23 protein-coding genes are annotated in these 24,774 nt (G+C 51.1%); 9 read left to right on the top strand and 14 right to left on the bottom strand.

The window, feature by feature from the left end:
* The first annotated feature begins 14 nt into the window (after positions 1–14).
* Positions 15–833 (top strand): 4-(cytidine 5'-diphospho)-2-C-methyl-D-erythritol kinase, encoded by an 819-nt coding sequence (gene ispE, locus D6024_RS10455; protein ID WP_121354534.1) that lies wholly within the window; start codon positions 15–17, stop codon positions 831–833.
* Positions 834–845: 12 nt separating this feature from the next.
* Entirely contained in the window at positions 846–1,232 is a 387-nt protein-coding gene (queD, locus tag D6024_RS10450; protein ID WP_240410007.1) for a 6-carboxytetrahydropterin synthase QueD, read from the top strand.
* Positions 1,233–1,352: 120 nt separating this feature from the next.
* On the opposite strand, the gene D6024_RS10445 is transcribed toward queD, so the two are convergent.
* Positions 1,353–1,844 (bottom strand): VOC family protein, encoded by a 492-nt coding sequence (locus D6024_RS10445; protein ID WP_121354532.1) that lies wholly within the window; start codon positions 1,842–1,844, stop codon positions 1,353–1,355.
* A gap of 152 nt (positions 1,845–1,996) precedes the next feature.
* Here D6024_RS10445 and rocD point away from each other — a divergent pair, with 152 nt between their 5' ends.
* Together rocD and D6024_RS10435 are read left to right on the top strand one after the other, a co-directional pair.
* The gene (gene rocD / locus D6024_RS10440; protein ID WP_121354807.1) at positions 1,997–3,229 is read left to right on the top strand and encodes an ornithine--oxo-acid transaminase; all 1,233 of its coding nucleotides are present in this window, start codon (positions 1,997–1,999) and stop codon (positions 3,227–3,229) included.
* A gap of 94 nt (positions 3,230–3,323) precedes the next feature.
* Positions 3,324–4,040 (top strand): VIT1/CCC1 transporter family protein, encoded by a 717-nt coding sequence (locus D6024_RS10435; RefSeq protein WP_121354531.1) that lies wholly within the window; start codon positions 3,324–3,326, stop codon positions 4,038–4,040.
* Between the two features lie 11 nt (positions 4,041–4,051).
* Here D6024_RS10435 and D6024_RS10430 read toward each other — a convergent pair whose 3' ends face one another.
* On the bottom strand, positions 4,052–4,486 hold the full coding sequence (locus D6024_RS10430) for a hypothetical protein (RefSeq protein ID WP_121354530.1): 435 nt from the start codon (positions 4,484–4,486) through the stop codon (positions 4,052–4,054).
* Positions 4,487–4,526: 40 nt separating this feature from the next.
* Positions 4,527–5,768 carry an alpha-amylase family glycosyl hydrolase gene (locus D6024_RS10425; protein ID WP_121354529.1) on the bottom strand — a complete coding sequence of 414 codons (1,242 nt, stop codon included), beginning with the start codon at positions 5,766–5,768 and terminating at the stop codon, positions 4,527–4,529.
* Positions 5,769–6,040: 272 nt separating this feature from the next.
* On the opposite strand from D6024_RS10425, the gene D6024_RS10420 reads away from it, so the two are divergent.
* Positions 6,041–7,267, top strand: a complete 1,227-nt coding sequence (locus D6024_RS10420) for a 4-hydroxy-3-methylbut-2-enyl diphosphate reductase (protein ID WP_121354528.1) — start codon at positions 6,041–6,043, stop codon at positions 7,265–7,267.
* Between the two features lie 78 nt (positions 7,268–7,345).
* Here the strand turns inward: D6024_RS10420 and glgP are convergent, their stop codons facing one another.
* Together glgP and D6024_RS10410 are read right to left on the bottom strand one after the other, a co-directional pair.
* Positions 7,346–9,055, bottom strand: a complete 1,710-nt coding sequence (gene glgP / locus D6024_RS10415) for an alpha-glucan family phosphorylase (protein WP_121354527.1) — start codon at positions 9,053–9,055, stop codon at positions 7,346–7,348.
* A gap of 60 nt (positions 9,056–9,115) precedes the next feature.
* Positions 9,116–10,120: a hypothetical protein gene (locus D6024_RS10410; protein WP_121354526.1), complete on the bottom strand. Its 1,005-nt coding sequence runs from the start codon at positions 10,118–10,120 to the stop codon at positions 9,116–9,118.
* A gap of 101 nt (positions 10,121–10,221) precedes the next feature.
* Here D6024_RS10410 and D6024_RS10405 point away from each other — a divergent pair, with 101 nt between their 5' ends.
* Positions 10,222–10,890: a metal-dependent transcriptional regulator gene (locus D6024_RS10405; RefSeq protein WP_240410006.1), complete on the top strand. Its 669-nt coding sequence runs from the start codon at positions 10,222–10,224 to the stop codon at positions 10,888–10,890.
* Positions 10,871–12,748 (top strand): Nramp family divalent metal transporter, encoded by a 1,878-nt coding sequence (locus D6024_RS10400; RefSeq protein WP_121354524.1) that lies wholly within the window; start codon positions 10,871–10,873, stop codon positions 12,746–12,748. Before D6024_RS10405 ends, D6024_RS10400 begins: the two co-directional genes overlap by 20 nt.
* 45 nt (positions 12,749–12,793) lie before the next feature.
* Here the strand turns inward: D6024_RS10400 and D6024_RS10395 are convergent, their stop codons facing one another.
* The 3 genes from D6024_RS10395 to D6024_RS10385 form a co-directional block, all read right to left on the bottom strand.
* Positions 12,794–13,213 carry a response regulator gene (locus D6024_RS10395; protein ID WP_121354523.1) on the bottom strand — a complete coding sequence of 140 codons (420 nt, stop codon included), beginning with the start codon at positions 13,211–13,213 and terminating at the stop codon, positions 12,794–12,796.
* A gap of 119 nt (positions 13,214–13,332) precedes the next feature.
* Positions 13,333–14,118, bottom strand: coding sequence for an ABC transporter permease (locus D6024_RS10390; RefSeq protein ID WP_121354522.1), 786 nt, complete (start codon positions 14,116–14,118; stop codon positions 13,333–13,335).
* A 24-nt stretch (positions 14,119–14,142) separates the two neighbouring features.
* Positions 14,143–15,096: an ABC transporter ATP-binding protein gene (locus D6024_RS10385; protein WP_240410005.1), complete on the bottom strand. Its 954-nt coding sequence runs from the start codon at positions 15,094–15,096 to the stop codon at positions 14,143–14,145.
* 96 nt (positions 15,097–15,192) lie between these two features.
* On the opposite strand from D6024_RS10385, the gene D6024_RS10380 reads away from it, so the two are divergent.
* On the top strand, positions 15,193–16,119 hold the full coding sequence (locus D6024_RS10380; protein WP_121354805.1) for a TIGR01777 family oxidoreductase: 927 nt from the start codon (positions 15,193–15,195) through the stop codon (positions 16,117–16,119).
* Between the two features lie 111 nt (positions 16,120–16,230).
* Here D6024_RS10380 and D6024_RS10375 read toward each other — a convergent pair whose 3' ends face one another.
* The 6 genes from D6024_RS10375 to D6024_RS10350 form a co-directional block, all read right to left on the bottom strand.
* Positions 16,231–16,920 (bottom strand): zinc metalloprotease, encoded by a 690-nt coding sequence (locus tag D6024_RS10375; protein ID WP_121354521.1) that lies wholly within the window; start codon positions 16,918–16,920, stop codon positions 16,231–16,233.
* A 116-nt stretch (positions 16,921–17,036) separates the two neighbouring features.
* The gene (locus D6024_RS10370) at positions 17,037–19,418 is read right to left on the bottom strand and encodes a 3-hydroxyacyl-CoA dehydrogenase/enoyl-CoA hydratase family protein (protein ID WP_121354520.1); all 2,382 of its coding nucleotides are present in this window, start codon (positions 19,416–19,418) and stop codon (positions 17,037–17,039) included.
* Between the two features lie 143 nt (positions 19,419–19,561).
* Positions 19,562–20,278: a 16S rRNA (cytidine(1402)-2'-O)-methyltransferase gene (gene rsmI / locus D6024_RS10365; protein ID WP_162944683.1), complete on the bottom strand. Its 717-nt coding sequence runs from the start codon at positions 20,276–20,278 to the stop codon at positions 19,562–19,564.
* A 46-nt stretch (positions 20,279–20,324) separates the two neighbouring features.
* Entirely contained in the window at positions 20,325–20,582 is a 258-nt protein-coding gene (purS, locus tag D6024_RS10360; protein WP_121354519.1) for a phosphoribosylformylglycinamidine synthase subunit PurS, read from the bottom strand.
* A 73-nt stretch (positions 20,583–20,655) separates the two neighbouring features.
* Positions 20,656–21,489 carry a CDP-alcohol phosphatidyltransferase family protein gene (locus tag D6024_RS10355; RefSeq protein WP_121354518.1) on the bottom strand — a complete coding sequence of 278 codons (834 nt, stop codon included), beginning with the start codon at positions 21,487–21,489 and terminating at the stop codon, positions 20,656–20,658.
* 40 nt (positions 21,490–21,529) lie between these two features.
* Complete coding sequence (locus D6024_RS10350; protein WP_121354517.1) at positions 21,530–22,843, bottom strand: aminopeptidase P N-terminal domain-containing protein; 1,314 nt, start codon at positions 22,841–22,843, stop codon at positions 21,530–21,532.
* 221 nt (positions 22,844–23,064) lie between these two features.
* Here D6024_RS10350 and pckA point away from each other — a divergent pair, with 221 nt between their 5' ends.
* Positions 23,065–24,669, top strand: a complete 1,605-nt coding sequence (pckA, locus tag D6024_RS10345; RefSeq protein WP_121354516.1) for a phosphoenolpyruvate carboxykinase (ATP) — start codon at positions 23,065–23,067, stop codon at positions 24,667–24,669.
* Positions 24,670–24,774 lie beyond the last annotated feature (105 nt).

Genomic DNA, 24,774 nt, shown 5'->3' with positions numbered 1-24,774 from the left:
CCCAGACTCCCAACTTGATTCTTTTTCCCAACTGCAAAATCAATCTCGGCCTTCACATTCTTCGCAAGCGGGAAGACGGGTTTCATGACCTGGAAACTGTTTTTTATCCCCTTCCACTGATGGATGCGCTGGAAATCATTCTCCCCCCGTCCCCCGTATCAGACCTCGCATTTACTGCCTCCGGACTGAAGGTGGAGGGAACCATTTCCGACAACATTTGCATCAAAGCTTATCACTTGCTGAAGAACGATTTTCCGCAGTTGACACCTATCGCCATGCACCTGCACAAAACCATCCCGATGGGTGCCGGCCTGGGTGGTGGCAGCGCCGATGGTGCCTTTGCCCTCGTCCTGCTCAACAAGAAGTTCAACCTGGGGCTTGCAAAGGAGCAGCTCATTCAGTACGCCCTGCAACTGGGAAGCGATTGCCCTTTCTTCATCAACAACACACCCTGCTTTGCAACCGGCCGGGGCGAAGTGATGAAACCCATCGAACTGGATTTATCCGGTTACCAGTTCGCCGTTGTCAATCCGGGGATCCATGTCAACACGGGTTGGGCCTTCTCGCAGGTCAGTCCTTCCGCCAACCGCCCCTCTCTTCGGGACATGATCCGGCGCCCGGTGGAAGAATGGAAAGACAGGCTGGTGAACGATTTTGAAGCACCGGTCGGCAGGCAACACCCTGAAATACCGGCGATCAAAAAAATGCTCTATGAACAAGGTGCCAGCTATGCAGCGATGACAGGCAGCGGCTCCACGGTGTACGGTATTTTTCCCCGAACAGTCACTCTCCACCTGCCCTTCCCGGCTCATTATTTTGTGAAAATTATATAGCTGCAAAACCGATTGGAGCCAAGGCTGTACTTTTGCCGCCTGATGGAGATCTACAAAGACTTTTCGTTTGATTCAGCGCATTTTCTCCCGCATGTTCCCGACGGGCACAAGTGCAAGAACATGCACGGTCATACGTACAAACTGCGTGTATTTGTGAAAGGCCAGCCGCACCCGCACCTGGGCTGGGTCATGGATTTTAAAGAACTCAAAGACATTGTCAATCCCATTATCGATCAACTGGACCACAAACTGATCAACGAGATTGACGGCCTGCAAAACCCGACAGCCGAAAACATTACGGTCTGGATCTGGAACAAGATCAAACCGCTACTTACCAACCTTAGCAAAGTGGAGTTGTACGAAACGCCAACAACCGGTGTGATTTATTCTGGAGAATAATCGGCGAGAGGCTAAGACCTCCGGGGTTTTGAAAACCTCGAAGGTCTTAGCCTATTGAAAAGTGTTGAACGTCCCTCGTCCTTACGGACTTTTCATTAAGCCCCAGGCCTCCTGCCGAACCTATGGCTGCTCCCGTTCAGCCAGCAAATCGTTCAGGTCCAGGACTTCTGTTACCATCTGCAGGTTTCCCGCTTCGTCGAAGGGCCACTGCTCCTTTGGCCGGTCCCAGTAAAGTTCAACACCGTTGTTATCCGGATCGTTCAGGTAAAGCGCCTGCGACACACCATGATCGGAGGCGCCGGTGAGTGGGTAAGAAGCATCAAGCAATCGCCCCAGCACGTCTGCAAGGTCTTTCCGCGCAGGATACAAAATGGCGGTGTGAAACAACCCAGCCGACTGCACCGGCGCCGGAGGGGCTCCCTTGCTGTACCAGGTGTTCAGCCCGATGTGATGATGATAACCACCGGCCGACAAAAAGACCGCAGATTTTCCATACCACTGCGTCACTTCAAAACCAAGCAGGTCCCGGTAAAATCCAAGTGCCCTTTCAATGTCTGCAACTTTTAAATGCACATGACCGATCCGCGTTGCGGGTGGAATTGTATACGACATATTGCTTAGATTTGTTTCTCGAAAATGAATACCGTGGTAACCATATTTCTTTCGCAAAACTTAGACCTGCTCAACCACTAAAGGCCGGTGCCCGCTTGCCTGTTTCGAAACCGGTTCATCCTTTCCTGTTCATTTTTTTAAACTTCCCGTTTATGCAAACGACACACGTTGCCCGCGACACGAAATACTATCTCGACCTTGAAGAAAGATACGGCGCCCATAATTATCATCCACTCCCTGTTGTTCTCCACCGCGGCGAAGGCGTGTATTTATGGGATGTGGAAGGGAACCGCTACTACGATTTTCTGAGCGGCTATTCCGCTGTCAACCAGGGGCACTGTCACCCCAAAATCGCGGAAGCCCTGGTCGCCCAGGCGAGCACCCTGACCCTGACAAGCCGCGCCTTTCACAGCGACCTTTTGGGCGAATATGCCCAATACATGACCAGCCTGTTTGGCTACGATAAACTCTTGCCCATGAACGCGGGTGCCGAAGCCGTGGAAACGGCCATTAAGCTGGCCCGCAAATGGGCATACGAAGTGAAGAATATCGCGGAGAATGAAGCGAAGATCATCGTGTGCGAAGGCAATTTTCATGGCCGCACATCCACCATTATTTCGTTTAGCACCGATCCCAGTGCAAAGAATCATTTTGGCCCTTATACGCCTGGCTTTATCACCATACCGTACAATGATCTTGATGCATTGAAAGCAGCACTGAAAGACCCGACCGTTGCCGGTTTTTTGGTAGAACCGATCCAGGGCGAAGCCGGCGTGGTGGTTCCGGACGATGGCTATTTGCACACGGCATTTACGCTTTGCCGGCAGGCCAATGTGCTCTTCATCGCGGATGAAATTCAAACTGGATTGGGCCGTACAGGGAAAATGCTGGCTTGCGATCACGAGGACGTTCGTCCCGACCTGCTGATTCTCGGAAAAGCACTGAGCGGAGGCTTTTTACCGGTCAGCGCGGTACTTGCCGATGATGCCGTGATGCTAACCATCCGACCGGGAGAACACGGATCGACCTATGGCGGTAACCCGCTTGCCTGCAAGGTGGCCATTGCTTCTCTTCAGGTTATCCAGGACGAAGACCTCGCCAGGAACGCCGCGGAACTGGGCAGCTATTTCCGCGAAAAGCTAACCGCACTCCGCTCCCCTTTCATCCAGGCGGTCAGGGGCAAGGGACTGCTCAATGCGATTGTCATTGCACATGCCAACAAGGAAGCCGCGTGGGATCTTTGTCTTGCGCTCAAGGAAAATGGCCTTCTGGCAAAACCAACCCACGGCGACAAGATTCGCCTGGCACCGCCGCTGGTGATCACCCGCGAGCAGGTTGACGACTGCATCGCCATCCTTGAAAAAAGCCTTGCGGCTTTGGCCTGAGCATCTTTCAAGAACACCGAAGACGAAAAAACAGTTGAATTTCTTTCCATCGGACCATAACTTCAACGTTTGATCAACCAACCGCAAACGTCTCATGGATACACACCTGCACCACGATACACATGTTCACCATGAAGAACACCTGGAGAGTTCGGACTTTTTACGTGACGTTGTCATTGGCATGAGCGATGGACTTACCGTTCCGTTTGCATTGGCAGCAGGCTTGAGTGGTGCTGTTGACACCACGTCGATCATCGTGATTGCCGGCCTGGCCGAAATTGCCGCCGGTTCCATAGCCATGGGATTGGGTGGTTACCTGGCCGGTAAAACGGAGCAGGACCATTACAACAGCGAACTGAAACGGGAATATTACGAAGTCGACAATTTGCGTCACCGCGAAATCGAAGAAACCAAAGAGTTTTTTGCCAGCATTGGGTTAAGCGAGGACCTGCAGGAAAGAGCAACGGCAGAACTGGCGCAGGACAAAGACAAATGGGTTGACTTTATGATGAAGTATGAATTGGGTTTGGAAAGACCCGATCCAAAGCGTGCACGCAAATCAGCCTTCAACATTGGCGCTTCTTATGTGGCCGGCGGCCTGGTTCCTCTTTCTCCCTATTTCTTTGTTCATTCGCCCCTGGCGGCTCTGGAAGTGTCGGCAGGAGTTACGCTGGTTTGCCTGTTCATTTTTGGCTGGTTCAAAAGCAAAATGACGGGAATCCAACCGCTCAATGGCGCCTTCCGGGTCATGCTGATCGGCGCCTTTGCCGCCGCGGCCGCATTTGGACTCGCGAAACTGCTGGGAGGATAATAAGTTGGGAGTTAGGTGTTTGGCGTTTGGGGTTCTTCCCGGTTCTCAGTCATTTGTGCTGCGGTTTCTTCGTTTTCTTTGGCAGGCCCAACGAGGCCGGCAAAAAACAAAGCAAGTGACGAAAAAAACAGCAGGTAAATACCCGTTCTTCGCACCGGGCATTCGCCCATCTGGCACATTGGAAGCACCAAAAAATTACGAAAGGCCCAGGCGGCATTCAACGCTGCAAACACCATCGCTGCACGAGTGGACCAAACCTTGTTAATGAACAAAAACAGGAGGAAGAAGCCTACCCACAAAAAATGGAAATAAGCGGGTTTGCCGTACGTGGTGCCGGCCGTGTTCAAACCCGTAATGGTAATGCCCTTCGATTCAATTGTCATCCAGGGTAAAAAGCAACTGGCAATTAAAACCGCGACGACAAGAAGGGGTAAAAGAAAGCGCATGCAAATAGTTCAATTGTGAAGCCACAAAAGTAAGCTGCGGTTATTTTGCAAAAACAGAAAAGCCCCAGGGCTGCAGCATAACGCCGTTCCCGTCTGCAAGTCCGGTTTTTTCCTGCGTAAACACATTGACATAAACACCCTGCCCCTTCGGCTGAATAAGCCGTTCCTCAGCGGAAAAATTCAACAGCACTACGACTTCACTTTCTCCGCTTTTGCGCCGGAAGGCCAGCACCCGTTGCTGTTCATCAGCGGCAATGATTTCGAGTTCGGAATCGGTAGCCAAAGCCGGGTGTTCTTTTTTGAGAGCAAACAAGGTTTTATAAAATGAATGCAGGTCGCACTGTGGCCGCCATTCGATTACATCTTTTTCAAAAAACTGCAGCCGCTTGTGATTGGGCAATTCCTGCCCGCTGTACAACAGGGGCACGCCGGGCCAGGTACAACTGAAAACGGCCAGGCAAGCAGCCATCGCGCCATATTTTTCATACTCTGTGCCGTTCCAGGTATTCTCGTCGTGGTTGGCCGTAAACCAGGCTTTCACTCCCGGTGCCTGCCGGTACTGGTCCAAAACATGCAGTAGGTCGCCAAACGACGCACTGCTTTTGTAAAAATGTTCGGCCTTGTGCATCCATCGCCAGGTATAGGCCGCATCGTACACCTGCATGTATTCGGGGTTATCCAGCGGGTCCAGCTCCCCCAGCCAAAACATCGGTTTTATTTTTTCCAGTTCGGGCCTGGCTTCCTGCCAAAAATCCAGTTCCACCCAAAACGCAAGATCGGCGCGGAAACCGTCGATGCCGGTTTCCCTGATCCAGAAGGCCATGGCCTCAATCATGGCTTTCCGCATTACGGGATTTTTAAAATCCAGTTCAATAATATCGTCCATCCCCGACGCCTTTTTAAAGTCGCCGGTGTGCTCGTCTTTCTCGTACCAGTCCGGGTGCTCCACCGTCCACCAGTGATCCCAACCGGTATGATTGGCCACCCAGTCGAGGATGACCTTGAAACCCATGTCGTGCGCCTGTTGCACCAGGTTTTTAAAATCATCGACGGTGCCAAATTCTTCGGCGACAGATGTATAATCGGAGCAGGCGTAGTAGCTGCCCATGCTGCCCTTTTTATTTTTCTGTGCAATGGGTGTGATGGGCATAAACCAAAGTGTTTCCACCCCCATATCCCGCAGCCGCGGCAGGTGTGCCGCAAAGGCCCTGATCGTCCCCTCCGCAGTGTATTGCCGCAGGTTCACTTCATATATATTCGTATGCCTGATCCAGTTTTGCATAAGGGCTAAAGATAGAGCGAAGAGACAAAGGTTGGAGGAAGAAAAAGAGACAGTCGTCAATTTTATCACCCTGGCTTCCCATACCCGTGTTCGTTCAGGATTTTCTTTTCTGGTAAACCTGGACAGACTTCAAGGGCTTTGAAAACCTGTGAGGTCTGTCCACCCGAAGAAGAAACGATGACGCAGCAACAGGGGTTTGCCACCGACTCTTAAGAATACTTTCTCGTTCCCTCTTTTTAACCTTTTCCCTCTTGGCTTACTTTTGTAGCCACATGAAAAGCTTCGATGTTCCTGTAGTTTACCGCAGCCCACTGATCTCCGCCATCAAGAAAAAGCGCAAGGAAGAAGACCGCATGAAAAAGGATTTCTCTCCCTCGCTCCTCGATTTCGGCCCGGTACGGATTTACCTGGCCCGGCACTTCGGTTTTTGCTATGGCGTGGAAAACGCCATCGACATTGCATTTCGCACCGTTGAGGAAAATCCCGGCAAACGCATTTTCCTTCTCAGTGAAATGATCCATAACCCGCAGGTCAATGCGGACCTGAAGCGCAGCGGCGTGGCATTTTTGCAGGATAATTACGGCAAGCAGATCATCCCGTTCGAAAGCCTGACGGCAGAAGACATTGTGCTGATCCCGGCGTTTGGAACGACGCTGGTCATTGAGCAAAAGCTGCGACAGATCGGCATCCAGGTAGAGAAATACAACACAACCTGTCCTTTTGTGGAAAAGGTTTGGAACCGCAGCGAAGCGATTGCAAAAAAAGCCTATACCATCATCATTCACGGCAAGCCCACACATGAAGAAACAAGGGCTACCTTTTCGCATGCGGCGGCCAATGCGCCATCGGTTGTGGTGAAAGACATGCAGCAGACCATCGAGCTGGCGAAATACATTCTCGGCGAAAAACCGGCGGAAGATTTTTATACGGAATTCCGCCACCAGTACTCCGCAGGCTTTGATGTCACAAAAGACCTGCAGCGCATCGGCGTGGTGAATCAAACTACCATGCTTGCATCGGATACGCAGGCGATCGCTGATTTTCTGCGGGAGACAATGATCCGCAAATTCAGCCTCACAGACGAGAATGTACGGGAACATTTTGCTGATACCCGCGACACGCTTTGCTATGCCACCAACGACAACCAGACAGCCGTCAGCGGCATGCTGGAAATACCGGCGGACCTGGCCATCGTTGTCGGCGGTTACAATTCATCCAACACGTCGCACCTGGTCGAATTGTGCGAAGAAAAACTCCCCACCTATTTTATCAGCAGCGAAGAAAAAATCCTGTCGGCGCAAACAATTCTCCACTATAATTTTCATACGCATGAAGAGTTGATCAGCGAAAATTACATTCCCCAAAAAGAACCGGTCAGCATCCTCATTACAAGCGGTGCCTCCTGCCCGGACGCCATCGTGGAAAATGTGATCCGCAAAGTGGTTGGCTTTTTCCCGGAAGGCAACGACGTAGATCAACTGATTGAATCCTTTGCCTGATACGGTTTCACCTGAATAAAAAAAAGACGTTACATGGTGTAACGTCTTTTTTTATTGAAAGAAGGTTGATGGCTTTGTTTAGTGAGCCATGTCGTCTTTAACGAGGACCTGCTTTCCTTTCGGCACAAACTCCTTGTTGTACAAAAGGTCGTAGTACTGTTCGGCCATGCGGTTGCTGTCGAAGCGGAACTGCACGTCACGCATCCCGTTCTTTACAATCTGGCGCCAGGTTGCATGGTCGTCGTAGTAAAGCGGCAGAATTTCTTCGTTCAGGATTTTATACAATTGATCGAGGTCGTACTGATCCTGCTCCTGCACGGTGATGTTGCTGTAATCAACCGGTGGCACCACAAAGCCATTGTTGCCATGATGCACAAACTCCGGGATCCAGCCATCGTTGGTACTGAAATTCACCGCACCGTTCATCGCCGCTGTCATGCCACTGGTGCCCGATGCCTCGCGGGGTACGCGGGGATTGTTCAACCAGCAGTCCGCAGCTTGTTTCAGACGCTTGGAGAGGGCAAGCTCGTATCCCACCACCACTGCCACATTCTTGTAGGCCTTGCTCAAATGAACCAGGTGATTGAATTCGGAAATGGCAGGATAATCAACAGGGTATGGCTTACCGCCCCAGATGATCTGGACGGGATATTTCTTGTTGTTCAGCAAGGCTTCAAAGCGCTCTTTGTCCGACGCGATCAGGCCTGCCCGTTTGTAACCGGCAAAGCGGCGTGCCCATACGATGGTGAAGACATTCGGGTCCATGATCTTTCCGGTTTGATCGGCAACGATCTCGAACGCTCTTTTCTTCATCCATTTCTTGCGGTCGTCAAACACCACATCGTCATTTTCTTCTTTGGCCCGGTACAATTGCTTGTCGGCCCAATAACGCCAGTTCTGCGCATTGGTAATGGAAAGAATCGGACAGATGCCTTCGTACTTCGCCCACATCTGGCGGGAAACCTCGCCGTGCAGTTGCGACACACCGTTGGCAATGCGGGCAAACCGCAGCGCTGCCAGCGAGTGGTTGAACTGGTCGTCAGTAATGCCGGTCAGTTGCCGTACTTCATCCACCGAGAGGCCGCAGAAATAACTCATTTTAGCACAGAGATACATATCGTGCTTTTCGTTACCGGCTTCCTCGGGTGTGTGTGTTGTGAACACCAGGCGCTTTTTCACTTCTTCGACGTTCTTTCCGAACTTCTGGTAAAGGTAAAAAGCTGCCGAAACGCCGTGTGCTTCGTTCAAGTGGTACACTTCGGGATTGAAACCGATCTGTTCCAGCAGTTTGGCGCCGCCGACACCCAGTAAAATGAACTGTGCCACTTTTGTAGACACGTTCGCATCATACAACCGGTGCGTGATGGTTTGCGAAACATAATCGTTCTCGGGAATATCGGTCGTCATCAGGAAGAGCGGAGCCGAACAGAATGTTGTCGGGGGCAGGTACATCACCTTTACCCAAACCGGGTGGTCGTGAATGGTGATCGAAAATTTAATCCCGGTATCTTCCAAAAAGCTGTAGATTTTTTCCATCCAGGTCACCTGGAGAGATTGATCCTGGTTGCGGGCCTGGTCGTAATAACCATACTTCCACAAAATACCGATGCCGACTAAATTCTGGCGTAATTCGTACGCACTGCGCAGGTGAGAGCCGGCCAAAAAGCCGAGGCCACCGCTATAGATTTTCAAAGGTTGATGGATGGCAAATTCCATCGAGAAATAAGCGACTTTTTTGGTAAAGCGTTTATCAATCGGGTATGGAACCTTATACGATGTAAAATTCATGTTTTCTCTTTTTCAAGTGCACAAAATAAAGGATTTTAAAAGTAATGTGTAGGAATTACACTATTGAGCCTGTTTCGGCCGCTTGGTGGATTTTGTCGGTTCTTTCGGTTTTTCCTCCTTTTTGCGGGTAAACTTTCCACCTAACGGGCAGTCGAGCCCACGGTAGTTGCCACATCCGCTTTCTTCATGAATGGATACTGAATTGCCGGCAAAGGTAAGGCTAAGTATACAAGGATCGCCGCCCTGCCGGTAAACCGCGGTCGTGGTGCTGGTCAGCAGAAACTCGCCTTTGAGTTCTCCTTTGCAGTCGCCCTCGCTGTTTTCTGTATGAATGTAAACCAGGATTTGGTTCGGATGACGGCCGTCGCGTACGGCCACCAGGTTTTTTTTATTCAGGTAGTAATCACCGGCTAATCTGTTTGATTTTGGAAACGTATCGAGCGGATTTACTAAAACAGCCGGGTTGTCATTCAGCAGGTCGGTCATGATTAGGCTGAAGCGCTTTTCCCTGGCATCGTACGAAAGCACTTCCTTTCCTTCGCCGGTCACTTCGCTTGCGCTGCGCTGCGTGATTGATTTGGTGATGGCGTACGACTTATCGATCAGGCTCACTTGTGAAGTGGATGCATTTTCGTCGGGTACCAAAAAAGGCAGTGTTGCACCGTAGTTGCCGGTTTTATCAAAAACAACCAGCAGGGCCGCTTTTTTGTTTCCGGAGCCAGCCTTCAGCAGGTAGTATGTTTCTTTATTCTTCTCTCCCATTTTCACCAGCGGTGTATACCGGATGCCGGACGTCTTCCCGAATATTTTTTGAAGCGTGGTGTCGGGTACCAGCGGCTTCACTTCCACAGCGGGCAGGGAAGCGGTGTCTTTGTTGTTCAGCAAGGCCGTATCGGTTAGCTGATAAGGAAGTTGGCTTGCCGCAAACCGGCCGTTCAAGGCAACAGGAGCGGCATCCGTTGTTTTTCCCGGTGTTGTTTGTTCCGGCTTCGTGTCTGTCTTCCGGTCTTTTGCGTTACACGCCCAAAGCAGGCACACCAGCAACGCCAGGCCAATCCTGTCCATACGTCTAAGTTTTGTGTAAATAAAGGAAAAAAAAAGCAGACGAGGGGTTGGCGCAGTTGTTGTCATTTTTTAGATTTGTCTAAATTTTAAATTAGATAAACTTGAATTATTCGATCAGTGAAGAAAACTACATCAAGGCCATTTATCACCTGCAGGGGGAAAGCGGCACGGTGACCACGAATGCCCTTGCCGAAAAACTGTCGACCAAAGCTGCGTCGGTTACCGACATGATGAAAAAGCTCAGTGCAAAAAAACTCCTGAACTATAAGCCCTACTACGGTTTTACCTTAAGTACGGAAGGAAAAAAAGTTGCCCTGTTCATCATCCGCCGTCACCGTCTTTGGGAGTTTTTCCTTTCGCAAAAACTGGGTTTTGACTGGGAAGAAGTTCACCAACTGGCCGAAGAGTTGGAACATGTAAGCAATAAGGTGCTGATCGACCGCCTTGATGAATTTCTTGGTTTTCCTCCCTTTGACCCGCACGGCGACCCTATCCCCGACAGCAAGGGCCGGATTGCGAGCCGCAACAACCTGCCGCTAAGTCTGTTGCCCAAAAACAAGCCGGGCATCGTGTGCCAGGTGACCAACCAGTCGGCAGAAATGCTGGAGTTGCTGAAGCACAAAAGCATCGGCATCGGAACAAAGCTAGAAGTGAGAAAACATTTCCCCTTCGACCAGTCGCTGGAACTGAAAATCAAAAAGCAAATTGTTACCATCAGTGAACAATTAGCCAAAAACATTTTTGTAACGTATGATGAGAATGCAAACTGACGCTTCGCTGAGCGAAGTGCACCAAAGCGTGGATACGACCAATCTAACCAAGCCAAAATGGCGGCGGATCCTTTCCTTTTTTGGGCCCGCTTACCTGGTAAGTGTTGGCTACATGGATCCCGGCAACTGGGCCACGGACCTGCAGGGCGGCAGCCGCTTTGGTTATGCGCTGATCTGGGTCCTGCTGATGAGCAACCTGATGGCACTCCTGCTCCAAAGCCTTTCTGCAAGGCTGGGTATCGTTCGCGGCCGCGATCTGGCGCAAGCCAACCGCGAAACCTATCCCAAAACAATCAACTTCATCCTGTACGTGCTGGCCGAAGTGGCCATTGCGGCAACCGACCTTGCCGAAGTGCTGGGAATGGCGATCGGGATTCAACTGCTTACCGGCCTGCCGTTGATCTGGGGCGTTCTTATCACGGTGTTCGACACCTTTTTGCTCCTGCTTTTGCAGCGGCTTGGCATGCGCAAGATGGAAGCCTTTATCATTGTGCTGGTGGCGATCATCGGGATTTCTTTCCTTGTGCAGATCATCCTGGCCAGGCCGGATTTTGGCGAAGTGGCCACCGGCTTTGTGCCTTCCATTCCAAACAAAGATGCCCTGTTCATTGCCATCGGGATCATCGGCGCCACGGTAATGCCGCACAATCTTTACCTGCATTCGGCACTGGTGCAAACAAGAAAGATCAAACGCGACGAACCGGGCATCCGAAGAGCGCTCAAACTAAATTTCATTGACAGCACCATCGCGCTGAATGCCGCTTTTTTTGTGAATGCCGCCATTCTCATCCTGGCAGCCGCCGTCTTTTTCAAAGCCGGCCGTTCCGATGTGGCGGAGATCAAAACAGCGCACGAATTACTCAGCGGCTTCCTGGGTACAAAACTGGCTCCCACACTTTTCGCCATTGCCCTGATTGCCGCCGGGCAAAGCAGCACGGTGACCGGCACACTGGCCGGGCAAATCGTAATGGAAGGCTACCTGCGCATCCGCATCAACCCCTGGATGCGAAGACTGCTGACCCGCCTCATTGCAATTACGCCTGCGGTGATTGTTATCCTGGTTAACGGGGAGAAAAACATTGACGACTTGCTGGTTCTAAGCCAGGTGATATTAAGCCTCCAATTGGGCTTTGCCATTATTCCGCTCATTCATTTCGTCAGCGACAAAAAAACGATGGGCATCTTCAGTATCAAGCCGTCCATCCAGATTCTTGCATGGCTGATCACAGCCGTCCTGGTTTACCTGAATATGCGGATGGTATTTGAACAGGCAAGCGACTTTTTCACGACAAACGACAGCCTGATTTGGAAAGCTGTCATCTTGCTTTCCGCACTCCTGTTTGTAGGGCTTTTGCTGACTGCCATTGTTTACCCGCTGGTCAAACACAAGCCCGTTACCACTTCAATCCAGGTGCATAAAAAAGAAGCCCCCATCGAAGCAGTATCGCTTCCCCGCTACCAGCGGGTGGCAGTTGCTCTTGACTTCAGCGAAAGGGATCAAAAGGTATTGACGCATGCCGTATCGCAGGCTGCCCCCGGCGCCACGATTATCCTGGTGCATGTAGTGGAAAGCGCACCGGCAAAAATCCTGGGTGAGCAAAGCGATGATTTCGAGACACGCGATGACCAGCAAACACTGGAGGCGTACGCAGCGCACCTCGAGCACCACCACCTCCGCACGAAGACCTGCCTGGGTTTTCGCAACCGCACACAGGAGATTGCACGCATTGTTCAGGAGTCGGGAGCCGAAATGCTCATTATCGGCGCACACGGCCACCGTGGGATGAAAGACTGGCTGTATGGCGAAACCATCGACGCGGTGCGACACCGGCTGAAGATCCCGGTTTTGATTGTGTGAAAATCACGGCGAGCCCGTCGTAAACAGGAATGGCCGCGGGCTTCGCTATTCCTCCACGACCTGGCCGTCTTCGACGATCTGTTTCAGGCGCAGGGCAAGCGTGTACACATCCGTGAGCTGGCCAGTTTTTTCAAAGCAGAAAGCTGCACCCAGTCCTTTCATTTTGCTCTCCAGTGCAGCCATACCGGATGAACACATGGCAACCGGAATATCACGAAGGGAGTCATCCATTTTTAATCGCATCAGCACCTCGCCGCCATTCATGCCGGGCATGTTGTAATCCAGTACGATCAGGGAAGGATAAAGTGAAGAATTGGGCAGGTTGTGCAAATACCGGAGAATGTCTTCCCCGCTATTGAACACTTTTACCTGGTCGGAATAGTTTAATTCTGTGAAAGCCAGATGCATTACATACCTGTCGTCTGCATCGTCCTCCACCAAAAGAATGCTGTGGCTTGTACTCATAATGCGATAGTTTCAGTCGGTAAAATACAACACAATCGGATAGTGTCGTGTTTTTACGAATAATATATTTTCTTTTTTATTCGATAGTGTCCATGATAAACAGGACGCCGTTTTTCAACTTACAGATCGTCTGTAACAAATTTTTTCCGCGTAAAAAAAAGGTAGATCGCCAGGTAAGCACCGATGCCGATCACCAGGCTGGCAACAGAGGGTGAGTCGGGATAAAAAACCTTTTTCCCAAACGGGATCGGGATGAGCACATCAGACGTCTGCAGGGGCAGGAAATAACTATAGGGCGCCAGGTGTAGCTGGAACGTCATCAGCCCGGAAATGAGCCATTCGAAAATAATTCCATACAAAATAAAAATGATGATGGCCAGGCCGCTCCGGCGAAAGAGCACCGCCAGCATCAGTGCAAAAAAGATGTAGGCCACGGCCTGCAGAAAAATGTACGCCAGGTTTTCCATGCCGCTGCTGCTAAAGGCTGTACCGGTCATCGTTCCAAAGATGTAAGCGGTAATAAAATTGAGAACAGTAATCAAAACGGCCAGAAGAACGGCTAGTAAGATTTTTACGCCAATGAATTGCTGCCGGCTCAAACCATCGATAATGTTTTGCCGGTGCGTTTTAAAATTGAATTCATTGGTCATGAGCATAATGATCATCATACCGGGGAAGTAAAGCAGCCAACTGCTCATCCATCCCACTGTTTGCCAGACCCGCGGAAAGGCATAGGCATTGCCAAACATTTGTTCGGCGCCCTTTGCCGACGCAAAGGCCTGCTTCTGTGTCGTCCAGCCAATGTAGTTGATGAGAAAAATAGACGCCAGGTAAAGAATGCAAAACACCCAGAAGGCGCGGTAATTTTTTATTTTAAGCCATTCGATTTTGAGCAAATGAAGCATCGTGATTCGTTTGTAAGGTTTAGATTATTGTTCGCTTACTTTCCCGGTGATTTCGAGGAAGGTTGTTTCAAGTGATTTGCGCTGCTGCACCAGGCGGTTCAGTACTATCCCGTTTTCAAAGCAAAGCCGGTTCAGGTCTTTGGCCGTAAACGATTTTTCGCTGACCACTCTTACGTGCCCTTCTTCCGCGAAGGCCGTGATCACGCCGGGAAGGGTTCGCACAACAACAAGGAGTTGTTCGTTGTTGTCGGAACTGATCTCGGTGGATAGTGTTTCATCGGCGTGGTACGAAAGAACGTCGGCCACAGTGCCCACCGTTTTCAGGTCCCCTTTCTGGATAATGGCCACGTGTGTACATACCTTTTCCACTTCATCGAGGATGTGGCTGGCCATGATGATCGTTTTGCCTTCTGCAGCCAGCTGGCGAATCAGGTCCCTGATCTCAGCAATTCCTACCGGGTCAAGGCCGTTGGTCGGCTCGTCAAATACCAGCACGTCGGGATTCCCCAGCAAACTGGATGCAATGGCCAGCCTTTGCTTCATTCCCAGCGAATAGGTGCTGAACTTGCTTTTGCGCCGCTGGTAAAGATTGACTTTCTTCAACACGTCATCGATCTGTTCTTCACCACGCTGCTTGATCTCGGCGGCAATGCGCAAGTTTTGTTCGCCCGAGAGGTAATGGTAAAAATTGGGAGTTTCGAGCAGGGTGCCCATGTGCCGCCGTGTCTCCGCATCCGGATTTTTCCCAAAAAATTCAAACGTGCCGGACGACGGTTTCAGCACATCCATCACGATGCCGAGAAGCGTTGTCTTTCCCGAACCATTTGGCCCGAGAATACCAAACACACTTCCCTTCGGCACATCGAACGAAACATTTTTCAGGGCCTGGATAGAACCGTAAAATTTGGTGAGACTTTTTACCGATAAAACAGCAGTCATCTGGTAGGTAGTTTTTTTGGAAGATAGTTCTTCCCGCACATTTCCATCAAGTTTTCCACGAATGGTTTGTTTGCAGGTATATTTTCCCGTTTTGTCGCGACCAAACAAATTGCATCTTTGATTGTAGAAAAGAATATGGCAACGATTACAATTACCGGCGGCACCGGGTTGGTGGGCTCGGCTCTTACAAAGAAACTGCTCGCAAAAGGGCACACCATCTTTGTCCTTACCCGCAAGGCAAGGCCTGCGGCAGGACGGGTGGTCTACAAAGAGTGGGATATTGAAAAGGGCACGATCGATCCCACAGCCATTCGTGAAGCCGACTACATCGTGCACCTGGCCGGTGCCAACGTTGCCGGCGGACGCTGGACCGAAAAACGGAAAAAAGAAATTGTCGACAGCCGGGTAAAGAGTGGTGAGTTGCTGGTAAAATCCCTGCACAATTTGCCCAACAACGTCAAGGCAGTCATCAGTGCTTCGGCCCAGGGCTGGTATGGCGAAGATCCCCGCATCCCCAACCCACGGCCCTTCGTGGAAACCGATCCGCCGGACCAAGGATTTTTGGGCAGAACCTGCAAGCTATGGGAGGATGCCATCAGCCCGGTTACCACCCTTGGAAAACGTCTCGTTATTTTCCGGCTCGGCATTGTGTTGAGCAATGAAGGTGGCGCTTACGTGGAATTCAAAAAACCGGTACAGCTGGGTGCGGCCGCCATTTTAGGTAAAGGCAACCAGGTTGTCAGCTGGATTCACATCAATGACCTCGCACGGCTTTTTACAACCGCCATTGAGGCTAACCAGTGGCAGGGCGTTTACAATGCCGTGGCGCCAAATCCTGTTTCCAACAAAGCCCTGGTAACGGAAATAGCCAGGCAACGCGGCAGGTTTTCTATCCCGTTTCACGTGCCTTCCTTTGTCTTGAAAGCAATGTTGGGCGAGATGAGTACGGAAGTATTAAAAAGCACAACCGTCAGCGCAATTAAGGCCGAAGCAAACGGTTTCACCTTCCTCTACCCCACCATCGACAAAGCAGTTGCAGCGCTTACGCACAAAGAAGACTAATCCCGAAGTGTTTTTACATAAGGGATTTCAGCCGACAGTTGAGGGACGACCGATGGCGGTGGGGACGATTGTCGCATTGAAGTCGCGGTTGGTTTCGCAGCTAACCCGCGATCAGCCCAAAAGGGGCGGCGAAAAAAAGCCGGTTGTTCCTCCTTCCCCGTGACTCCAGTGAAACACATTGGTAAACTCTCCTACAACCGCCCGTGCATTTGTAAAAGAAAGCCGGTGCAGATTCAAACCGGCGATGTCTTCCTGCCTGACCCTGCGGTGCATGGGATGCATGGTGCCACCGGTAACGCCGGCCGGCTTTGAAGGATCGTACTGGTACTGCGGATCCACCAGCGTACCCCGCGGGTACATAATTCCGGGTACACCTTTTCCGCGGATATCTAAGATTTTGGGATGATCCAGCCCTATCGTATGCCCGTATTCGTGGGCAGCCGTGGTGGAACCTTTGTATAAATTTTCAACCAGAAAATAACCGGTGTTGCATCCCAGTCCGTCCACGAAAGAAATATTGCCGTGGGCAAAATCCTCGATGCGGAAATAGTTGTTCCGGGGATCTGTGTTCTGCAATACTTCCATCTCCGTGATATCAAGCCGCAATTGCGCCGTGATCCGGAATTGGACGAGGCAGAGCTGACCGTATACCATCACGGTGGCGCGGGGTTCGTTCCAAAGCGTTTCGATCTCATCACGCATCTGTTCCGTCAGCGATGCATCGGCTGCATTGCCGTACGTGATGATATGAGACGAAAGCGCAAGCACCTTTTTCCCCGAGATCAGTTCCGCTTCACCCATTGTATTGCGTTTTAAAAAGCAGGTTAGCTCCAGAAATCAAAACAGGCGGCCAGGCTAGTTTTTTAGACGGTAAGAAATGGATTGTTGTAAAAATTAGAGCAGCGGATTTATTCCTGCTAATTGCGAACCGGCTTACCGCCCTTCAACACGCTTTGGATCCGCTCGAGGGTCTTCCGTTCGCCGCAAAGCGAAAGGAAAGCCTCTCTTTCCAAATCCAGAAGGTATTGCTCACTCACGAGGGTTGCTTCGCTCAAATCCCCGCCGCACATCACGTAAGCCAGTTTCCGGGCAACCAACGCATCGTGCTCGGTTGCATAGTTGGCCTTTTCCATCCCGTTGATCCCGGCAAGCAGAGCGCCCAGGGCTCCGCGGCCCAGTGCCCTGACATCTTTTCGTTGTACCGGCATTACGTAACCGCTGTCAGCCAATTCAATCACCGACTTCTTTGCTTCCCGTACACGACGATCCTGGTTCATCACCACTTCATCCAGCCCCTTTCGATAAATACCCAACTGGAAAGCCTCGTGTGCAGATGTGGCGACTTTCGCCGTCGCAATTGTCAGAAAGCGATTTTTCAATGTGATGGTTTCCGGTTCATCTTCGTGCATTTCGTCGGAAGCTCGCAGCACAAATTCTTTTGTACCGCCGCCGCCGGGAATTAGGCCGACACCTAATTCTACGAGGCCCGTGTAGGTTTCTGCGGCGGCGCAAACCTTGTCGCTGTGCAGGCTCATTTCGCAGGCGCCGCCCAGTGCCAGGCCGTGTGGTGCCACCACCACCGGTACGGAAGAATAACGGCAACGCATCATAGTATTTTGAAACAAACGAATGGCCATGTCCAGTTCGTCCCACTCCTGCTCAATGGCAAACATAAAGATCATCCCCACGTTGGCACCCGCACTGAAGTTGGCCCCGTCGTTGGCAATCACGAGTCCCTTGTAATCTTTTTCCGCCAGTTCGATGGCTTTGCTGATGCCGCTCAGCACATCGCCGCCCAAGGTGTTCATCTTGGTGTTCCATTGAAGTCCCAGCACCCCGTCACCAATGTCGTACACACGGCTGCTGCTATTCTTCCAGACGAGTTTGTCGGTGTAGTTGGAAAGAACAATGAATTCTCCGGTACCCGGGATGTTCTTGTAGGTTTTCGAAACAGGATCGTAAACCAGGGGCTTGCCACCTTCCACTTTGTAAAAGGTCTTGTGACCGGCTGCCAGCATTTCATCCACCCAGGGCGCCACGCTGTAACCGGCTTCTTTCATGGCCTTCGCGGTTCGTTCCACGCCCAGCACATCCCAGCTTTCGAAGGCACCGATCTCCCAGCCAAAGCCGGCTTTCATAGCGTCGTCGATGCGGTACACTTCATCGCTGATTTCCGGTATACGGTGCGAGATGTAAGAGAACAGGCCGTAATGAAAATGACGAAAAAACTCACCGGCCCTGTCCTGTCCGGCCACCAGCATTTTCAACCGCTGCCTCAGGTCATCAACGGCTTTGGCGGCATCAACGGAAGCGAACTTTGGTTTTTGCCTTGGCTTGTATTCCAGCGTTTGCAGGTCAAGCGTATAAATTTCTTTTTCGCCTTTTTCTCCTTTTCTTTTCGCAAAAAAACCCTGTCCTGTCTTATCTCCCAGCCAGTTGTTTTCAACGACCTTGTTCAGCCAGGAGGGTATTTGGAAAATGGCTTTCTGCTCATCATCGGGACAATTTTCCGCCACACCGTTGGCCACCTTTACGAGGGTATCGATGCCCACCACATCGGCCGTGCGGAAGGTTGCTGATTTGGGCCGGCCGATAAGGGGACCGGTAAGAGCATCCACTTCATCGATCGTCAGGCCCATTTTTTCCACCAACTGGAAGATGGCCATGATGCCAAACACCCCGATGCGGTTGGCAATAAAGGCCGGCGTGTCCTTGGCGAGGACAGTGGTCTTGCCAAGATACAAATCACCGTAGTGCAGCAGAAAGTCAATGACCTCCTTGTCCGTGTCGGGAGAAGGGATGATCTCCAGCAGCCGCAGGTAGCGCGGCGGGTTGAAGAAATGCGTGCCGCAAAAATGCTTTTTAAAATCGTCGCTCCTCCCCTGCAAGAGCAGGTGGATCGGGATGCCCGACGTGTTGGTCGTGATCAGCGTTCCCTTTTTGCGGAACTGCTCCACTTTTTCGTACAACGCCTGCTTGATGTCGAGGCGCTCCACCACCACTTCTATCACCCAGTCGCAGGTGGCTATGTCTTTTAAATGATCATCAAAATTGCCGGTGGTGATGCGCTTGACCACATCCCTGGTGTAAACTGGCGAGGGATTGCTTTTCATTGCCGCTTCCAGCGAACTGTTGACAATTTTATTGCGTGCGGCTTTGTCTCCACTCTCTTTTGCTTCGGCCGGAACAATGTCCAGCAGCAAGACCTGCAAGCCAATGCCTGCAAAGTGACAGGCAATGCGGGAACCCATAACGCCGCTTCCTAAAACTGCAACCTTTTTGATGACACGTTTGCTCATAGCGAAGAATAGTTAGTTAAACAACTATAAGCATGAAGATAGGGAATTAATGCGCAAAAAAGCAATAGGCGGAGAGCAATCGACAATCGGCAAAGGACAATGGACAAATGATCCTGATTTGCCTTTTTCTTATTGCATATTTCCTATTCGCTTTTTCCTTCTACCACGATTACGATCTCTCCCCTGACAGTTTTTTTCCGGAAATGATCGCACACTTCTTTGAGTGAACCACGGGCATTCTCTTCGAATAGTTTGGTGAGTTCGCGGCTGACACAGCACCTGCGTTCGGGCCCGAAGTATTGCATAAAATCTTCCAGGGTTTTCACGAGTCGCATGGGGCTTTCGTAAAAGATCATGGTGCGTTCTTCCGTAGCCAGTTGCGTCAGGAGCGTGTGCCGTCCTTTTTTCAACGGAAGAAAGCCCTCAAAAGCAAAACGGTTGGTGGCAAGGCCGCTGTTGATCAGCGCCGGTACAAAGGCCGTGGCTCCCGGTAAGCTTTCCACCCGGACGCCGTTGCGGATACATTCTCTGACCAACAAAAAAGCCGGGTCGCTGATACCCGGTGTACCGGCATCGGTAACGACAGCCATCGTTTTGCCGGCGAGCAACTGGTCGACGAGGTGCTGTAAGATTTTGTGCTCGTTGTGCTGGTGATAAGGCGAAAGCGGCTTTTGAATTTGGTAATGGTTAAGCAGCTTCGACGTGGTGCGGGTATCTTCGGCAAGGATCACATCCACTTGCTGTAACACGTCCAGTGCCCGCAGCGTGATGTCCTTTAAATTGCCAATGGGTGTTGGAACAAGATATAGGATTCCTCCTGCCCCCCGGGGCGAAAGATTGTCCGTTGAACTGTCGTGCATTTCGTCTTGTTGCATGCCTGCGCAGGAAAAAGAACCCGGCTGGGTGTTAGGAATTGACCGCGTTGACAGTGATCTCGTAAAATTCCATCACAGGATTGGCCAGTAATTTTTTGCTTGCTTCTTCGGCCAGACTTTTGGCTTCCGCCTCCGAGGCGGCTTCTACCTGCAAAGAAATGTGCTTGCCCACGCGAACATCTTCAACGGCACCGAGTCCCAAATTTTTCAAGCCACCCAAAACAGCTTTCCCTTGCGGATCTAACAATTCTTTCAATGGCATGACGTGCACCTGTACTGAATATTTCATTGGAGTGATTTAACGTTTGCGCAGCAAATTTAGGTGAAGCGCCTCTACGATCTGTTTTTGAAAAAAGATTTCTCTACACGGTGATATCCACCGTTTTTTCGCTGCTTTTCCCGCCGGCCGGTGGTGTCTTGGAGAAAAAAGAAAACACCAGGTAAAGAATAAAAATGACCGGTATCGCCAGCCACTGCAGCACGACAAGCAAAACCAGCGAGAGAGCAAGAAGGGTATATTTCAGGACATTGTTCTTGAACGAATAATCCTTGAATTTCATGGCGATAAACGTCCGGTTGCAAACCATCAAAAAGCTAAGCAGGGCAATGATTGCATAAAGCAGCCACACATTGATCAGGTATTGCGGGATGTTCAGTTGCGTCTTCCAGCTACCGGGATTGGCATCGGCGTACCAAATGATGAGCGGGAACGAAGCGACTACGAGGCCGGCCGCCGGCGAGGGCACCCCCTTGAAACTATCCGACTGGTTGGTGCTGACATTAAACTTTGCCAGTCGCCAGGCCACCGCGCAGGAAAAAACAAATGCCGGTAGCAACCAGGCAAACGACACATCCAGCCCGCCTTCTTCCTTGGCAAAACCCAACCGGAGCAATTGATAGAAGATCATGCCCGGCGCCACGCCAAAGCTCACCACATCGCTCAGGCTGTCGAGCTGCTTGCCTTTGTCGGTGGAAGCCTTTAGCAGGCGAGCCATAAAACCATCGAGGAAATCAACGGCTGCTGCAAAAAAAATAAACAAAGCCCCCCACCCCATTTTCTCCGGAAAGAACGGATCGTAGGAACCGGTTTGCTCATTGAGTACAACAAGGCTTTGCCCTGTTTGCAAAATGAACACAATGGCAATACAGCCAAAGAACAGGTTAAGCAGGGTGAAGAAATTGGGAATCTGTTTCATGAAAGGCGAAAGTTAGAAAATTTGGGTCAGGTTGATTGGGTTAAAGCACAATGTCGGCCACCTTGTTGTTCGCCATTACGGCCTCGATTTCATCTGCCGTAATGGGAATGCCTTCAAACAAATCAACGTTGCCGTTCTTCGTGATCCACACGTTGTTTTCGATCCGGATACCAATGCCTTCCTCCTGGATGTAAATGCCCGGTTCGACGGTCAGGAGCATCCCTTCCGTGAGCGGTTCGGTCCGTGTGCCGAGATCGTGCACATCCAGTCCAAGGTGGTGCGAGATGCCGTGATAGAGGTATTTGCGGTAGGCACGGTTGTCAGGGTCTTCGTTTTTAAAATCGTCTTCCTTCAGCAAGCCCAGTTTCATGAACTGCACCGTGGCTTCATCTCCCACTTTTTCTGTGTATTCGGCAATGGTGATCCCGGGCTTCAGCAGAGACTTGCTGTAGTTGTGCAAATGCAGGCAGGCATTGTACACCTCTCTTTGCCGCTGGCTGAATTTCCCGTTCACAGGAATCGTCCGCGTCAGGTCGGCTGCATAACCACCGTAAGAGGCGCCAAAATCCATCAGCACCAGTTCGCCGTCTTTGCACTCCTCGCTATTGGACACATAATGCAGCGTCCGGGCCCTGTCGCCGCTGGCAATGATGCTGCTGTAGGCCGGACCATCCGCCCGCTGGCTGATAAACGAATGCAGGATCTCGGCCTCGATCTCGTATTCCATTACGCCGGGTCGCACAAACTGCATCACCCTTGTAAAAGCGTTGTGGGTGATATCCACCGCTTTTTTCACCACCTCGATTTCATATTCCGTTTTTACTCCTCTTAATTCCTTCATGATCCTTGCGGCCCGTTCGTACTGGTGCAGGGGGTAACGCGATTTCATTTCATCCACGAAGCGGTAATCCCTTGTGCGAACAAGGCTTGCTTTGCGGTCGTTCTCATTCGTATCCAAATAGATTGTATCGGCCAGGTGTATCCAGGGCTGCAGGGCGGCGTCAATGCTGTCTACCCAAAGAATGGTCTGGATGCCGCTGATGGCTGTTGCTTCGTCTTTGCGCAGCCGCTTGCCGTCCCATTTTTCCTTGAGTTCATTGGGACGAACCAGTACCAGCACCTCGCGGTATTTTTTATCCGGGTTGTCGGGGAACAGGATCACCATGCTGTCTTCCTGCGCAATGCCGCTAAGCCAGTACAGATCGCTGTTTTGCTTGAACGGGTAAAGCGCATCGCCGTTGCTGGGCACTTCGTCGTTGCTGACAAAGATGGCTATGCTGTTGGGTTTCATCTTTTCGACAAAGCGCTTCCGGTTGGTGACAAACAATTCGGGATTCAGAGGCAAATTTTTCATGCATTCGGGTTTTGACAACAGCAGCAAAGTAACCGAAAATAGAGAAGTCAAAAGTAAAAAGTCAAAATCCCAAAAGGCGACAGCACCTATTCTACCTCTTCGTTTTTGACGTTTGACGATTGACTTTTGATTGATCAATCCAACGTGTAACGAGGACACGCTTGGTAGGTGCTCCGGGATTCCCTTCCTACCTTTGTTTTCTAACATAAACGATTGCTACTATGTCAGTACCTATTCTTTCTTTCCCGCCGGGAGACCTGGCGAGGTTGGGGCTTTTTGTCTCCGACAACATTCACTATCAACTGTCACCCGATGAACTCGTGCAAGACACTCTCCGTATCGGCGAAGGCAGCCTCACAGACACCGGCGCGCTGGCCATTCAAACCGGTGAATTCACCGGGCGGTCACCGCTGGACAAGTTCACCGTCAAAGACGACATCACCGAAGACAGCGTGCACTGGAACAATTTCAACATTCCGATGGAAGAAAAATACTTCCGCATTGTGCACCAAAAAATGCTGGCCTACCTGAATGGCAAAAGCGAAATATGGATCCGCGATTGCTATGCCTGCGCCGATCCGCGCTACCGCCTGAACATCCGTGTAGTAACCGAAAAGCCTTGGACGAATTTGTTTGCGTATAACATGTTTTTACGGCCTACGGAAGATGAACTGGAAGAGTTCATTCCCCAATGGCATGTGCTCTCGGCACCCGACCTGAAGCTGGACCCGGAAGAATGCGGCACCCGGCAACACAATGCAACGATTGTCTCCTTCAAACACAAAACCATCTTGATTGCAGGCACGGGCTACACAGGTGAAACCAAAAAAAGCATTTTCTCCATTCTGAATTATCTTCTTCCGCAGGAGAAAGGCGTGCTGAGCATGCACTGCAGCGCCAACATCGGCGAAGATGGCGACACGGCCGTTTTCTTTGGACTGAGCGGCACCGGCAAAACAACGCTAAGCACCGACCCGGCCCGCAAGCTCATTGGTGATGATGAACACGGCTGGACCAGCGACGGCATTTTCAATTTCGAAGGCGGCTGTTATGCCAAGTTGATCAACCTGTCGGCCGAACAGGAGCCGGAGATTTATGGAGCCATTCGTGCCGGCGCCATCGTAGAAAATGCACAGTTTTTTCCCGGCACCAACCGCATCAATTTTGATGATGCGTCGATCACCGAAAACACACGGGTTTCTTATCCCCTTCCGTTTATTTCCAACATCCAGGAGCCGTCGATTGGCGGTGTGCCGAAACACATTTTTTTCCTGACCTGTGATGCCTACGGCGTGCTGCCACCCATTTCCAAACTTTCGAAAGTGCAGGCGATGTACCAGTTCATTTCCGGTTACACGGCAAAGGTGGCCGGTACCGAAGCCGGCATTACAGAGCCCAGGCCTACCTTCAGCGCCTGTTTTGGAGCACCTTTCCTCCCGCTGCATCCTGCGAAATATGCCGAGATGCTGGGACAGAAAATGGAAGCGCACACTGTTTCCGTTTGGCTGGTGAATACCGGCTGGACAGGCGGTCCGTATGGCAAAGGTCACCGCATGAAGCTTTCGTATACAAGAGCCATGATCAGTGCAGCATTGGCCGGAGAACTGGACAAGGCGGAAACGGTGTGCGACCCTGTTTTTGGCCTCGCCATACCGGTCGCCGTTCCGGGTGTGCCCGACTACCTGCTGCAACCGCGGAATACCTGGCTCGATAAAACGGGGTATGACGAAAAAGCCCGGTATCTTGCAGGACTTTTCGTGGAAAATTTCCGGAAATTTGCAGACGGCGTTTCTTCCGACGTGCTTGCTGCCGCCCCCAAGTTGTAAAGGTTATAGATGATGAATAAATACGAAGGCCCTCTTCTGAGGGCTTTCTTTTTGATGGCCGGCGAACGGGCAACATCCGTTTCTGTCTAGCAACAGGAGATCAGG

The sequence above is a fragment of the Flavisolibacter nicotianae genome (assembly GCF_003628535.1).
Classification (GTDB): Bacteria; Bacteroidota; Bacteroidia; order Chitinophagales; family Chitinophagaceae; genus Flavisolibacter; species Flavisolibacter nicotianae.
Note: the sequence above shows the minus strand (reverse complement) of the source record. Positions and strands in the feature narration are given on the sequence as shown.

Bases quoted from the DNA above. Each gene is read 5' to 3' on its own strand.
- D6024_RS10410 (WP_121354526.1), bottom strand. From the start codon at position 10,120: ATGGACAGGATTGGCCTGGCGTTGCTGGTGTGCCTGCTTTGGGCGTGT.
- D6024_RS10430 (WP_121354530.1), bottom strand. From the start codon at position 4,486: ATGCGCTTTCTTTTACCCCTTCTTGTCGTCGCGGTTTTAATTGCCAGT.
- D6024_RS10420 (WP_121354528.1), top strand. From the start codon at position 6,041: ATGAAAAGCTTCGATGTTCCTGTAGTTTACCGCAGCCCACTGATCTCC.
- D6024_RS10425 (WP_121354529.1), bottom strand. From the start codon at position 5,768: ATGCAAAACTGGATCAGGCATACGAATATATATGAAGTGAACCTGCGG.
- D6024_RS10380 (WP_121354805.1), top strand. From the start codon at position 15,193: ATGGCAACGATTACAATTACCGGCGGCACCGGGTTGGTGGGCTCGGCT.
- rsmI (WP_162944683.1), bottom strand. From the start codon at position 20,278: ATGCACGACAGTTCAACGGACAATCTTTCGCCCCGGGGGGCAGGAGGA.
- D6024_RS10445 (WP_121354532.1), bottom strand. From the start codon at position 1,844: ATGTCGTATACAATTCCACCCGCAACGCGGATCGGTCATGTGCATTTA.
- D6024_RS10370 (WP_121354520.1), bottom strand. From the start codon at position 19,418: ATGAGCAAACGTGTCATCAAAAAGGTTGCAGTTTTAGGAAGCGGCGTT.
- D6024_RS10355 (WP_121354518.1), bottom strand. From the start codon at position 21,489: ATGAAACAGATTCCCAATTTCTTCACCCTGCTTAACCTGTTCTTTGGC.
- glgP (WP_121354527.1), bottom strand. From the start codon at position 9,055: ATGAATTTTACATCGTATAAGGTTCCATACCCGATTGATAAACGCTTT.
- D6024_RS10400 (WP_121354524.1), top strand. From the start codon at position 10,871: ATGATGAGAATGCAAACTGACGCTTCGCTGAGCGAAGTGCACCAAAGC.
- D6024_RS10390 (WP_121354522.1), bottom strand. From the start codon at position 14,118: ATGCTTCATTTGCTCAAAATCGAATGGCTTAAAATAAAAAATTACCGC.
- D6024_RS10350 (WP_121354517.1), bottom strand. From the start codon at position 22,843: ATGAAAAATTTGCCTCTGAATCCCGAATTGTTTGTCACCAACCGGAAG.
- D6024_RS10395 (WP_121354523.1), bottom strand. From the start codon at position 13,213: ATGAGTACAAGCCACAGCATTCTTTTGGTGGAGGACGATGCAGACGAC.
- D6024_RS10375 (WP_121354521.1), bottom strand. From the start codon at position 16,920: ATGGGTGAAGCGGAACTGATCTCGGGGAAAAAGGTGCTTGCGCTTTCG.
- rocD (WP_121354807.1), top strand. From the start codon at position 1,997: ATGCAAACGACACACGTTGCCCGCGACACGAAATACTATCTCGACCTT.
- pckA (WP_121354516.1), top strand. From the start codon at position 23,065: ATGTCAGTACCTATTCTTTCTTTCCCGCCGGGAGACCTGGCGAGGTTG.
- D6024_RS10435 (WP_121354531.1), top strand. From the start codon at position 3,324: ATGGATACACACCTGCACCACGATACACATGTTCACCATGAAGAACAC.
- purS (WP_121354519.1), bottom strand. From the start codon at position 20,582: ATGAAATATTCAGTACAGGTGCACGTCATGCCATTGAAAGAATTGTTA.